Origin of the sequence: Noviherbaspirillum malthae (assembly GCF_015352985.1) — a bacterium.
Taxonomy (GTDB): domain Bacteria; phylum Pseudomonadota; class Gammaproteobacteria; order Burkholderiales; family Burkholderiaceae_D; genus Noviherbaspirillum; species Noviherbaspirillum malthae.
This window is the reverse complement of record NZ_JACYXF010000004.1, coordinates 161,083-173,938: the sequence shown is the minus strand read 5'-3', so window position 1 is coordinate 173,938 and position 12,856 is coordinate 161,083. Positions and strand designations below refer to the sequence as shown.

General features: G+C 62.0%; 12 protein-coding genes. 11 read left to right on the top strand and 1 reads right to left on the bottom strand.

From position 1 onward, the window contains the following. Nucleotides 1-17: 17 nt before the first annotated feature. The 6 genes from IGW03_RS08870 (at nucleotide 18) to IGW03_RS08845 (ending at nucleotide 6,932) form a co-directional block, all read left to right on the top strand. Nucleotides 18-1,211 carry an ABC transporter substrate-binding protein gene (locus IGW03_RS08870; protein WP_194722176.1) on the top strand — a complete coding sequence of 398 codons (1,194 nt, stop codon included), beginning with the start codon at nucleotides 18-20 and terminating at the stop codon, nucleotides 1,209-1,211. Between the two features lie 19 nt (nucleotides 1,212-1,230). Then, nucleotides 1,231-2,040 carry an ABC transporter ATP-binding protein gene (locus IGW03_RS08865; RefSeq protein ID WP_194722339.1) on the top strand — a complete coding sequence of 270 codons (810 nt, stop codon included), beginning with the start codon at nucleotides 1,231-1,233 and terminating at the stop codon, nucleotides 2,038-2,040. A gap of 17 nt (nucleotides 2,041-2,057) precedes the next feature. Further along, complete coding sequence (locus IGW03_RS08860; protein WP_194722175.1) at nucleotides 2,058-3,869, top strand: AMP-dependent synthetase/ligase; 1,812 nt, start codon at nucleotides 2,058-2,060, stop codon at nucleotides 3,867-3,869. A gap of 26 nt (nucleotides 3,870-3,895) precedes the next feature. Beyond that, complete coding sequence (locus tag IGW03_RS08855) at nucleotides 3,896-4,648, top strand: TetR/AcrR family transcriptional regulator (RefSeq protein ID WP_194722174.1); 753 nt, start codon at nucleotides 3,896-3,898, stop codon at nucleotides 4,646-4,648. Nucleotides 4,649-4,674: 26 nt separating this feature from the next. Further along, nucleotides 4,675-5,460 carry an enoyl-CoA hydratase/isomerase family protein gene (locus IGW03_RS08850; protein ID WP_194722173.1) on the top strand — a complete coding sequence of 262 codons (786 nt, stop codon included), beginning with the start codon at nucleotides 4,675-4,677 and terminating at the stop codon, nucleotides 5,458-5,460. Nucleotides 5,461-5,750: 290 nt separating this feature from the next. Then, nucleotides 5,751-6,932, top strand: a complete 1,182-nt coding sequence (locus IGW03_RS08845) for an acetyl-CoA C-acetyltransferase (RefSeq protein WP_194722172.1) — start codon at nucleotides 5,751-5,753, stop codon at nucleotides 6,930-6,932. Between the two features lie 44 nt (nucleotides 6,933-6,976). Here the strand turns inward: IGW03_RS08845 and IGW03_RS08840 are convergent, their stop codons facing one another. Further along, nucleotides 6,977-7,894 (bottom strand): LysR family transcriptional regulator, encoded by a 918-nt coding sequence (locus tag IGW03_RS08840; protein WP_228535253.1) that lies wholly within the window; start codon nucleotides 7,892-7,894, stop codon nucleotides 6,977-6,979. A 187-nt stretch (nucleotides 7,895-8,081) separates the two neighbouring features. Here IGW03_RS08840 and IGW03_RS08835 point away from each other — a divergent pair, with 187 nt between their 5' ends. From IGW03_RS08835 to IGW03_RS08815, 5 genes are all read left to right on the top strand, one after another. Continuing rightward, entirely contained in the window at nucleotides 8,082-9,053 is a 972-nt protein-coding gene (locus IGW03_RS08835; protein ID WP_194722171.1) for a Bug family tripartite tricarboxylate transporter substrate binding protein, read from the top strand. Between the two features lie 58 nt (nucleotides 9,054-9,111). Continuing rightward, nucleotides 9,112-9,813 (top strand): RraA family protein, encoded by a 702-nt coding sequence (locus tag IGW03_RS08830; protein ID WP_194722170.1) that lies wholly within the window; start codon nucleotides 9,112-9,114, stop codon nucleotides 9,811-9,813. Continuing rightward, the gene (locus IGW03_RS08825) at nucleotides 9,810-10,748 is read left to right on the top strand and encodes a hydroxyacid dehydrogenase (protein ID WP_194722169.1); all 939 of its coding nucleotides are present in this window, start codon (nucleotides 9,810-9,812) and stop codon (nucleotides 10,746-10,748) included. Before IGW03_RS08830 ends, IGW03_RS08825 begins: the two co-directional genes overlap by 4 nt. Before the next feature lie 73 nt (nucleotides 10,749-10,821). After that, on the top strand, nucleotides 10,822-11,784 hold the full coding sequence (locus tag IGW03_RS08820) for a Bug family tripartite tricarboxylate transporter substrate binding protein (protein WP_194722168.1): 963 nt from the start codon (nucleotides 10,822-10,824) through the stop codon (nucleotides 11,782-11,784). A 9-nt stretch (nucleotides 11,785-11,793) separates the two neighbouring features. Then, nucleotides 11,794-12,723, top strand: coding sequence for an SMP-30/gluconolactonase/LRE family protein (locus IGW03_RS08815; protein ID WP_194722167.1), 930 nt, complete (start codon nucleotides 11,794-11,796; stop codon nucleotides 12,721-12,723). Nucleotides 12,724-12,856: the final 133 nt, after the last annotated feature.

Genomic DNA, 12,856 nt, shown 5'->3' with positions numbered 1-12,856 from the left:
ACAAGAGGAGACGATACATGTTTGGCAATCCGATCAAGAAATGGCTGGCGGCGCTGGCCGCGGCCGGCACCCTCGGCTTGGCTGCGAACGCTTCGGCGCAGGGCGCCCAGCAGGGCGGACAGGGCGATATCGTGCTGGGCGGCTCGATACCCATGACCGGCGTGTTCGCGTTCGCCGGCATCGGCATCGATGCCGGCATCAAGGATTATCTGAAGATCGTCAACGATGCCGGCGGCATCAAGGGGCGCAAGATCCAGTATGTGCCGGAGGATACCGGCTACAAGGTCGATGTCTCTATGGCCGCCTTCAAGAAGATCACCAGCCAGCACAAGGTCAACCTTTACTACGCGGATTCGACCGGCTTCTCTAAGACCGTCAATCCCGAGCTGGAGCGCGCCGGCAGCATGCTGATGACTGGCGCCTCCTTTGCCAAGGAACTCAACGATCCGCAGAAATATCCGCTGCAGTTCATGGTCGGCCCCGACTACACCGAGATGGTCGGCATCCTGCTGAACTACATCGCCAAGACCAAGCCGGGCGCGAAGGTGGCGTTGGTCTACTCCGACACCGAATTCGGCCGCGATCCGGTGGAAGGCACGCGTGCTGCCACCAAGAAGCTCGGCCTGAACCTGGTCAGCGAAATCGTGACGCCGCCGTCAAGCGTGGATGTCTCGGCGGAAGTGATCAAGCTGCGCCGCGCCGACCCCGACTACACCATCTTCCACGGCTATGTGCTTGCGCCGATCCCGGAATTCATCAACCAGGCCAAGTCCATGGGCATGAAATCGGCCTTCATGGGCACCTTCTGGACCATGGACAATTCCACCGTGATGCGCATGGGCGACGCAGCCGACGGCTTCATGGGCGTGATGCCTTACCGCTATCACTACGATACCGAAGGCAAGTCGCCGATGATGGAAAAAATCCGCCAGATTCGTCCCGAGTACCAGAGCACTGCCTACACCCAGGGCTTCCTCGCCGCCATGCTGATGACGGAAGCCGTCAAGCGCACGCTGGATGCCGGCAAGCCGCTGGACGGCAAGAACCTGAAGGCGGCGCTGAACTCGATCCAGAACTTCGACACCGGCGGCATCATCGGCACGCCGATCTCGATCAAGGGCAATTCCATCCCGGTGGGCCGCATTTACAAGGCAGACATGAAGCAGAAGAAGATGCTGCCGGCCTCCGACTGGATCACCCTGAGCCAGTAAGCGAGGAGCTTAGATGAGCATGGTCGCAAGCGAAGACATGGTCCTCGAAGTCAACAACATCGAGGTGGTCTACAACAAGGCGGTACAGGTGCTGCGCGGCCTGTCGCTTGCCGTTCCGCGCGGGAAGATCGTGGCGCTGCTGGGAAGCAACGGCGCCGGCAAGTCGACCATGCTCAAGGCAATTTCCAACCTGCTGCCGCTGGAAGACGGTGCGGTGACGCGCGGTGAAGTGCGCTTCCAGGGCGGCACCACCACCCATGCCCATCCGTATGAACTGGTGCGTTCCGGGCTCTTTCATGTGATGGAAGGGCGCCGCGTGTTCGAGGACCTGAGCGTGGAGGAAAACCTGGTGGCCGCCAGCTATGCGCTGCAGGATGGCAGGAAACCCGACTTCGACCTGGTGTATGAGTACTTCCCCCGGCTGCATGAACGTCGCAATGGACTGGCCGGCTACCTGTCCGGCGGCGAGCAGCAGATGCTGGCCATCGGCCGTGCATTGATCGCGCAGCCCAAACTGATGCTGCTCGACGAACCTTCGCTCGGCCTGTCGCCGGTGCTGGTGGAAACCATCTTCGACATCATCGCCCGCATCAATGCCGAGCGCGGCGTCTCGATGCTGCTGGTGGAGCAGAACGCTTCGATCGCGCTGGCGGTGGCCGACTACGGCTACATCATGGAAACCGGCAAGGTCGTCATCGACGGCAGCGCGGATAAGCTGGCGTCGGACCCCGACGTGCGCGAATTCTATCTCGGCGTGGGATCGGAAGGCGCCGCCAAGGGCTTTCGCGAACTCAAGCATTACAAGCGCCGCAAGCGCTGGCTGTCCTGACATCAACACATCGCGACATGGAAACCATCGCCTTCACCAAGACCCAGCCGCAGATGCTGCGCGAGCATGCCCGCCTGCGGCCCCACAGCGTCGCCATCCGCCAGAAGGAATACGGCATCTGGCGGCCGCTGAGCTGGAGCGGCTATTACCGCCGCGCCTGCCATGTCGGCCTCGGCTATCGTGCGCTCGGCCTGCCGCCCGGCGGCCATATCGCCGTGATTTCCGAGAACCGCACCGAATGGGTTCTTTCTCAGCTCGGCGCAGGCTTGGTCGGCGCAGTGACGGTCGGCGTCTATCCGACCAGCCCGGTCAACGAGATCGCCTATGTGCTGAACCATTCCGATGCGCAGATCATCATCTGCGAAGACCAGGAACAGGCCGACAAGGTGCTGGAAGCCAGCGACCAGCTGCCCATGCTGAAAACCATCGTGGTGATCGAGAAGAAAGGCTTCGCCGACACGCAGGCGCGCGATCCGCATCGAGTCATCAGCTTTGCCGAGCTGGAAAAGCGCGGCGCGGCCCATGAGCGCGAGCAGGTGGGTTTGGTCGATCAATGCCTGGACGGCCAAACCATGGAAGACACCGCGCTGATCATCTATACCTCGGGCTCGACCGGCAAGCCCAAGGGCGCGATGATCAGCTATGCCAACATCGCCGCGATGGCACCCGGCGTGATCGAACGTCTCGGACTTCGTCCGGATACCACCCATCTTTCCTATCTCCCGCTTTGCCATGTGGCGGAGCAGATGCTGACTGCCTTCGTGCCGCTGTATCTCGGTTCCAGGGTCGATTTCGGCGAGTCAATCCGCACGGTGCAGGAAGACTTGCGCGAAGTCGCGCCCAGCATGTTCCTCGGCGTGCCGCGCATTTGGGAAAAACTGCATTCGGCCATTTCCATCAAGATGCAGGAGTCCGGCGCCTTGCAGCAATGGCTGTTCACCCAGGCGATGCGTCATTGCATGCCCTTCGCGGAAAAGGCTGCACACCAGCGCACTGCAAGCGAACGCATGCTGTATGGCATGTATTACCTGCTGATCTTCCGCGCGCTGCAGAATTTCATCGGCCTGCGCCGGGCCCGCATTGCGCTCACTGGCGCCGCGCCGATTTCCCCCGCCATCGTGCAGTTCTTCCGCACCATGGGCGTGCCGCTGATCGAGGTGTACGGCATGACCGAGTCGAGCGGCATGGTGCTTGGACAAAAGTCGGATGCGGTGAAGGTGGGCAATGTCGGCGTGCCGACCGTGGGCGTCGAAGTCCGGCTGTCGGCGCAGGGCGAGTTGCAATTGCGCGGCCCGGTGGTCTTCAAGGGCTATTACAAGAACCCGGAAGCCACGGCTGCCGCCATCATCGACGGCTGGCTGCATACCGGCGACGTGGTGCGAGACGAAGGCGGCGTGCTTAAGATCGTCGACCGCCTGAAAGACATCATGATCACCGCCGGCGGCAAGAACCTGACGCCGTCCGAGATCGAGAACACCATGAAGGCTAGCCGCTACATCAAGGAATGCATCGTGGTCGCCGATGCCCGCAAGTTCGTCTCGGCGCTGATCCAGATCGATTATGATGCGGTGGCCCAGTGGGCGGAAGCACGCAATATTGCCTTCACCCATTTCCGTTCGCTGGCCGAGGCGCCGGAAGTGCGAGAGCTGATCCAGTCGGAAATCGATGCCGGCAATGCACGTCTGGCGCAGGTGTCGCATGTGCGGCGCTTTCATCTGCTGACCAAGGAACTCGACCACGACGACGGTGAAGTCACGGCCACCATGAAGGTGCGGCGCGCCAGCATCTACAAAACCTATGTGCAGGAGATCGAGGCGATGTACGCCTGATGCCTGCATCAAACGAAACGGGATTGATGGCTACAAGGAAAACAGCGGCCGCCAGAACCGGCACTGCAGCAACGGCAGGCGCAGCGGCGCCGGAGTCGCCATGGAAGAAGACCCGGGACATTGCAAAGGAGCGGGAGGCCAAGCGCGATGCCGTACTGCGTACGGCCGCGCAGATGTTCAACGAGAAAGGCTTCCATGCGACGTCACTGGACGACGTGGCCGAGCGCCTGCATATCACCAAGCCGACGCTCTACTACTACGTGAAGAACAAGGACGACATCCTGTTCCAGTGCGTCAGCCGCGGGCTGGTTCTGCTGCAGGAAGCGATACGCGGAGTCGGGCAATCCGGCGGCACCGCGAAGGACAAGCTGTTTGCCGCGATGCGCCAGTATGCCGAAATCGTGACCATGGATTTCGGCATGTGCGTCATCCGCGTCGGCGAGGATCCATTGCCGCTGGAGAGCCGCAAGAAGCTGCGCGCCATCAAGCGCGAGCTCGACATGGAATTCCGGCAGCTGATCCAGCAGGGCATCGAGGAGGGTTCGATGGCGCCCTGCGATCCGAAGATGGCGGCCTTCACCATCGCCGGCGCGCTCAGCTGGATAGGGCGCTGGTACTCCCCGGACGGACCGCTGAGCGCGGACGACATCGCGCGCCAGATGATAGAACTGCTGTCTCTCGGCGTCTGCCGCAACGAGGCGACGCAGACAGCCAGCAAAGAAAAGGGCAAGCAGGCTGCGCAGGCGCCGGTACGCAAGCGTGCGGGAAAGGCCGCCTGAAAATCAATTTCAATGAGGAGAAGATCATGGCTCATGCAGACAGTCCCGTGTTACTGCGGCGCGAAGGCGCTGTTGCCTGGCTGGTGCTGAACCGGCCGGGCAGCCACAACGCGCTGGACGTGCCCACGGCGCAAGCCTTCCATGCCTGCTGCAGCGAACTGTCCGCCGATCCGGGCGTGCGGGCGGTGGTCGTGAAAGGCGAGGGCAAGTCCTTCGGCGTCGGCGGCGACCTTGCCTCGATGCGCAGCGATGCACCCGCGACCGCCATGGCGCTGATCGAGCCCCTGCATGCATCGATCAGAATGCTCGCCGCGCTGGATGCACCCGTCATTGCCAGCCTGCGCGGCAATGTCGCCGGCGGCAGCATGAGCCTGGCGATGGCCTGCGATCTTGCCATTGCTGCCGACGATGCGCGTTTCAATCTTGCGTATATCAACGTTGGAGCCAGCTGCGATCTGTCCGGTTCCTGGCATCTGCCGCGCCTGGTCGGCCTGCGCAATGCGATGGCGATCTCGCTGCTGGGCGACAGTCTCGATGCGCAGGAAGCACTGCGGCTGGGACTGGTGAATCGCGTGGTGCCGGCTGCGGAGCTGGACGCGGCCACCGATGAACTGGCCAGCCGGCTTGCGGCCGGCCCGACGCTGGCGTACGGCAGGATGAAGCGGCTCATGCGGCAATCGTTCGATAATGAGTTGCCGGCGCAGCTGGATGCGGAACGCGACAACTTCCGCGCGAGCGCGGCGACTGAGGATTTTCGCGAGGCGCTGGAAGCGTTTTTCGGAAAACGGAAGCCGCGGTTTGTGGGGCGGTAATACTAAGGAATGACAGTATTGGCAAAAAGGAACCCCTCTCCCGCAGGCGGGAGAGGGGCAGGGGTGAGGGCGTTTGGCAAGACCGCATGAGGTGGTGCAATTGCCCTCATCCCCGACCCTCGCTCCGCGCCCCACGATTCGGCTTGCAAGCCGAATCGGCTACGGCAGCGCAAACCGATGGTTTGCGAAACCCTGCCTACGCCCCGCTTGCAGGAGAAGGGAGCGAGGCGCATCGGCCAAATACCGGAAAATTTGATTTCTTAAATTAACACACGAAACAAGGAACCAACATGCCCGAAGCCTACATCGTAGCCGCTGTCAGAACCGCCGGCGGAAAACGCGGCGGCCGACTCTCCGGCTGGCATCCCGTCGATCTCGCCGCCAAGGTGCTCGATGAACTCGTCGACCGCAGCGGCATCGACCCCGCGCAGATCGAGGACGTGATCATGGGCTGCGTCAGCCAGGTCGGCGAGCAGTCCACCAACGTCGCCCGCAATGCCGTGCTGGCATCGAAGCTGCCGGAATCGGTACCCGGCACCTCGGTCGACCGCCAATGCGGCTCCTCGCAGCAGGCGCTGCATTTCGCGGCGCAGGCAGTCATGTCGGGCACCATGGACGTCGTCATCGCCGCCGGCGTGGAAAGCATGAGCCGCGTGCCCATGGGTTCGCCGTCCATCCTGCCGAAGAAGAACGGCATGGGCTACTACATGAGCCCGAACATTCGCCAGCGCTATGCCGAAGTGCCGGATTTCAGCCAGTTCATGGGCGCGGAAATGGTGGCGAAGAAATACGGCCTGGCCAAGGACGTACTTGACGAATATGCATACCGCAGCCACCAGCGCGCCATTGCCGCCACCCGCGACGGCAATTTCAGCGACGAGATCCTGCCGGTGGAAGTGCGTGCCGCCGACGGCAGCGCCGGCGCAGACATGCATGCGGTCGACGAAGGCATCCGCTTCGATGCGACAATCGAGGGCATACAGGGCGTGAAACTGCTGCAGGAAGGCGGCGTGATCACTGCTGCCAATGCCAGCCAGATCTGCGACGGCGCCACCGGCGTGATGGTGGTCAGCGAGAAGGCATTGAAGACGCATGGCCTCAAACCGCTTGCGCGCATCCACCACTTGAGCCTGCTGGGGCATGATCCGGTGATCATGCTGGAAGCACCGATCCCGGCAACGCTGCGTGCGCTGCAGAAGGCCGGCATGAAGATCGACGACATCGACCTGTTCGAAGTCAATGAAGCCTTCGCGCCGATTCCCCTGGCTTGGCTGCAGGCGACAGGCGCCGATCCCGACAGGCTCAATGTCAATGGCGGCGCAATCGCACTCGGCCATCCGCTCGGTGCGTCCGGCACCAAGCTGATGACCACGCTGGTGCATGCGCTGAAGAAACGCAACAAACGCTACGGTTTGCAGACCATGTGCGAAGGCGGCGGCATGGCCAATGTGACGATTGTCGAACGACTGTAAATTCGAATCGGCCTGGCGCCTGGTTGACAGGCGCCAGGCCGATGTCATTCTCCCCACACGCTGTCCCGGCTCCTTGCCGTTTCCTCGAAGAGCTGGATCAATCTCTTCGCGGCCGGAGGCAGGTAGCCGTCCTTCCGGTATGTCACAACCAGCCGCCGGCGCATCGTCGTTTCCCTCAGCTCGACTTCTTTCAATGCCGTGTTGGTGCCGGCACTCAGATGATGCCGCGAGATAAAACTGAGCAGGCCCGTTTCCGCGATCAGCGCTGGCAAGGTCAGCAGCATGCTGGCTTCCACCTGGACATTCGGCCGCGGCAGGCGCTTTCGTTCAAAAGCGTAGTCAAGCCAGTCGCGTGTTGGCGCTCCGGGCGGCTGCAGTGCCCACCTGTATTTCGTGAGGTCGGCGAGCTTCGGCTTGGTTCGGAATAATTCATGCCTTGCATGCGCCGCGACCACAATCTGGTCTTCGGATAACACCTTGGAAACGAACTGCGGATCGGGGCTGCTTTCCGTGCCGACCACAACGTCAAGCTCTCCGGCGCGCAACAAGGGCTTCATGGTATCCACCAGGCCGACCACTGTTTTCAACGTCACCTCCGGTGCTTCCCCCAGCAGCTGCCTGGCGACGGCCGGGAGCAGGAATTGCGATGCGGTGGGAACGATGCCGATGCGCACCTGCCCGGAAAGCCCCTTGCCCAGGTCCGCAATCTCCCGCTGCGCATCTTCGATGTCGAAGCGCATGCGCTGAGCCCATCTCAAGAGAACTTCCCCGGCAGGCGCCAGGCGGATTCCGCGCCCCGACTTTTCAAACAGCGGCGCTCCGCACACGTCTTCAAGACGCCGCACCGCGCTCGTCAGGGCGGGTTGCGTCCGGTGCAGTTGCTGGGCTGCCCGGCCAACGTGCTGCAGCTTGGCAATGGTTTCGAAATAGCGCAGATCCCGCAGGTCGATATCAAAAGCCATATTTATCAATCTGAAAAAATTATCGATTAGATGTTTCGGATTATGTCACACATAATTCATTCCACTTGCTGCTTGTCGAACCGACTTCCCGCCCCTTACGTAGTTGCCTTTCGGCTCGGGAAGAAAGAGGTCCGGAGTCGAACAGACCGCGTCACCCGCAGCACATACAACATGGAGACACTTAGCGATGAAAACCCTTCCCCGCCTCTTGCTTGCCGCGACCCTCGGCGCCTGCGTCATGAGCGCATCGGCAGAGCAGCCCTATCCGAACAAGCCCATCCGCCTGATCGTCCCATTTCCCCCAGGCGGAGGCACCGACATCGTGGCGCGCCTTGTCGGCAACAAGCTGCAGGAAAACCTGAAGTGGACGGTTATCGTCGACAACCGGCCCGGAGCGGGCGGCAATATCGGCGTCGACCTTGCCGCGAAATCTCCGGCCGACGGCTATACCGTGGTAATGGGCCAGACCAGCAATCTTGCCGTCAATCCCACCCTGTACACGAAGCTGCCGTACAACCCGCTCAAGGATTTCGTGCCGGTCACGACCGTGGCGACCGCTCCGCTGGTACTGGTTGTCGCCGCGAACTCGCCGTATAAAACGCTTGCCGACGTGGTCAGCGCGGCGAAGGCGAAGCCGGGAGACCTTACCTTCGCATCGCCGGGAAATGGCACGGTCGCGCATCTGACCGGCGAACTGCTTCAGAAAGCAGCCGGCATCAAGCTGCAGCATGTGCCCTATAAAGGTTCGACGCAGGCCATCACCGACCTGATGGGCGGCTCGGTGCAGCTCTACATGTCGTCGGTGCCTTCGGCGATGTCCCAGATCAAGAGCGGCAAGCTGCGTCCGCTGGCGGTGACCTCCGACAAGCGCTCGGACGATCTGCCTCAGGTGCCGACGATCAACGAGTCGGGCTACAAGGGCTTCAACGCGATTACCTGGTTCGGATTGCTGGTGCCTGCCGGAACGCCTGCGCCAATCGTCGCCCGCCTCAACACCGAAGTCAACAAAGCCCTGCAGTCGAAGGACGTGCAGCAGAAGATCGGCGCCGAAGGCGGCGATGCCCACGGCAGCACGCCCGAGGAATTCGCCAGCCTGCTCAAGACCGACATCGTCAAGTGGGGCCAGATCGTCAAGGAGTCCGGCGCAAAGATCGATTAAACATTGCGCCGGCAACCTGCCCTCCTTATTTAGTTACTCAATCGCATAGAGAAGCAAAATGACTCAAGACACAAACCAGCTCCCGGATGTCATCCGCGACATCGAACGCGTTCCCGCAGACATCGCCGCGCAGGCCGGCAAATTCCAGGCTGCCATCCTGGCCGACGTCAACGGCCGCCGCGGCGCCTTGCACGGCCGCATTTCCCCGGTTGCGCCGACGATGAAGGTTGCAGGTCCGGCGATCACGGTCGACGTCCGTCCCGGCGACAACCTGATGATCCACGCCGCCATCGCAATCGCCCAGCCGGGCGACGTGCTGGTGATTGACGGCAAGGGCGATCAGACTTCCGCGCTGATGGGCGCCATCATGATGAACCAGTGCAAGGTCATGGGCCTGGCCGGTGTCATCGTGGATGGCGCCATTCGCGATGTGGAGGAACTGCGTGAACTCGGCTTCCCGGTATTCTCCTTCGGCACCAACCCGAATGGTCCGACCAAGGCCGTTTCCGGCCGCGTGAACTGGCCGGTGACTGTCGGCGGCGTGGCCGTCAAGCCGGGCGACCTGGTGGTCGGCGATGCAGATGGCGTGGTCGTCATCGAACGCGAAAAGGCAGCCTCCCTGCTTGCGCCGGCGGCCAAGAAGCTCGACGATGAAACCAAGCGCATCCAGGGCATCCTGGACCGCAAGCAGCTGCGCCCGAGCTGGCTCGATGGCGCGCTGCGCACTGCCGGCGTACTTAAGGAAGGTGAAACACTATGACGACCGCATCCAAAGACGTCATCCTCGTCACCGGAGCCGACCTCGCACCTGAAGCCGTTGCCATGCTTAAAGACTTCGAGCTGGTCTATGCGGGCAAGACGCCTGACGAAGACAGCCTGGTCGCATTGTGCGAGAAGCATCAGCCGGTCGGCATCATCGTGCGATACGGAAAAATTCCTGCGCGCGTCATGGATGCGAGCAAGAAGCTGCGCGTCATTTCCAAGCACGGCACCGGCATCGACACGATCGATTCCAAGGCGGCGCAGGAGCGCGGTATCGCAGTCAAGGCGGCCGTAGGGGCGAATGCCCCGGCCGTGGCTGAGCATACTTGGGCGCTGATCTTCGCCTGCGCCAAGGATGTCGTTCATCTCGACCAGCGCATGCATGCCGGGCATTGGGACAAGGCGACCCACAAGAGCCTCGAGCTGAAGGGAAAGACGCTTGGGCTGGTCGGCCTGGGAGCGATCGGATCGCGTGTCGCCGAGGCAGGAAACGTGTTCGGCATGAAGGTGATTGCCTATGATCCGTACGCGAAGGCTGCTCCTGCCGGCGTCACCCTGTGCTCGCTCGAAGAGCTCTACCGCGACGCGCATATCGTTTCGCTGCACTGCCCGCTCACCGCGGACAATAGGAACATGATCAACCGCGACAGCATCGCATTGATGCGCGACGGCGCCATCATCGTCAATACCGCCCGCGGCGGGCTGATCGACGAAGCGGCTCTTCTCGAAGCGCTGAACTCCGGCAAGCTGCGTTCCGCCGGCCTCGACAGCTTCCAGACCGAACCGCTGGCGGCCGGACATGTTTTCGCCAACGTGCGCAACGCCATCCTTTCGCCCCATATCGGCGGCGTGACGGGCGATGCCTATATCGGCATGGGCACAGGGGCCGCTGCCAACGTGCTCGCCGTGCTGGGTGCAGCCGCAACGGCCTGAGCCCGGATTCCCCTGATGAAGCGCGCACGAAAAGCGCGCTCAATTCCATCGATTCCTCACCGCAGGAGACATCATGTTCATTCGCACATTCGCCGCAGCCGCGCTGGCTGCGCTTGCATCACTCCATGCCCACGCCGCAGGCTACCCGGAAAAGCCGGTACGGATCATCGTTCCCTATTCGCCCGGCGGTGCGGTCGACGTGGTGGCGCGCAAGGTCGCGCAGAAGCTGCAGGAACAGATGGGGCAGCCGTTCGTCATCGAAAACAAGCCCGGCGCGACCGGCACCATCGGCACGCAACAGGTCGCCCGCTCCGACGCGGATGGCTACACCCTGCTCGCCATCGACAATACCTACTCGGTGCTGCCTTACGTATTCAAGAAGCTGCCCTGGGACCATGCGAAGGCGCTGACGCCCATTACTGTCGCAGCTTTCACGCCGGTAGTGATCGCAGTGCGCAGCGAGTCGCCCTACAAGGATCTGAAGTCGCTGGTAGCCGAAGCACGATCCAATCCAGACAAGCTCACCTACGGCACCGGCGGCAGCGGCAGCGCGCCGCACTTCTCCGCCGAAGCGTTCGCCATGGCGGCCAACGTGCAGCTCATGCATGTGCCGTACAAGGGCGCAGGTGAAGCGATGACCGGCCTGATCTCGAACCAGGTCGACATGCTGTTCGTTTCGACACCTTCCGCAAGCTCGCAGATCAAGGGCGGGAAGGTAAGAGCGCTTGCCGTCAGCGGCAGCAAGCGGCTGGAATCCTTCCCGGACATTCCCACATTCGCGGAAGCCGGGGTTCCCGCATTCGGCGTAGTCAACTGGTCGGGCCTTGCCGCGCCGGCAGGCACCCCGGATGCCGTCATCACGCGCCTGCATGCCGAAGTGAAGAAGGCGCTGAATACGCCCGACATGAAGCAGTTCCTCGCATCGATGAGCGCGGAACCGGGCGGCATGGAACCTGCGGCTTTCAGCAAGCTGATCAGGGAAGAGACGGCGCGCTGGGAACCGGTGTCGAAGAAGGCCAACGTCGAACGTCAATAAGAGGGCGCCATGTTTCTGCTGCAACAACCGATCGTCCGGACTGCGGAAATCTTCAGCCCGATGCCGGACGCGTTCCGGAAGAAAGATACGGCATCGGTGTGGGCCGATGCCAACCGCGGTGGCGTCCGCATCGATTCCTTTCTCGAAGGTCCGGTATTTGACAACGAGGGCAATCTCTTCGTCACCGACATACCTTTCGGACGCATCTTCCGCATCGATCCGCAAGGGCAGTGGACGCTGATCGCAGAGTATGACGGCGAACCCAACGGCATGAAGTTCCTGTCGCGTTCACATCTGCTGATCGCCGATTACAGGAACGGGCTGGTCAGGCTCGATATCGCAACCGGCAAGGTCGAACCTTTTCTTGAGCGGCGCAACACGGAGCGCTTCAAAGGCATCAACGATCTGGTCTTCGACTCAACGGGCAACCTGTACTTTACGGATCAGGGACAGACCGGAATGAGCGATCCGACCGGCAGGGTCTTTCGTCTCAGTCCTTCCGGACGGCTCGACGCATTGATTACCAACGGCCCCAGCCCCAACGGGCTCGTCCTGTCTCCCGATGAAAAAGTGCTGTATGTCGCCATGACGCGCGCCAACAGCGTCTGGCGCATTCCGCTCTTTGCGGACGGCTCGGTCGGAAAAGTGGGTCAGTTCTTCACTTCCTACGGCCCCAGCGGACCGGACGGGCTGGCGATGGATGCGGAGGGACGGCTCATCGTCGCCAATCCAGGGCTCGGCCATGCCTGGGTATTGAATCACCGGGGAGAACCGGTTGAAGTCATCCGCAGCCCACTGGGCGCATCGCTGACTAATGTCGCTTTCGGCGGCGCAAACCGCACGACCGCATTCTTTACCGAATCCGTTTCGGGCACCGTTTTGCGGGCAGACATGTCTGCGCCGGGCTGTCCGATTCATCGACTGAAGCAGGCTGCATAAGCAGGCGGCTTCGCACTACCGAACTTCTTGCATCGCAAGTCGTACCACGTCGTACATGCGGCTGGAGGCTTCTTCGTCTGCGAGACATCTATGACGACAGGAGCATCCGCCGCGTGCGTCGTGCCGTGACATC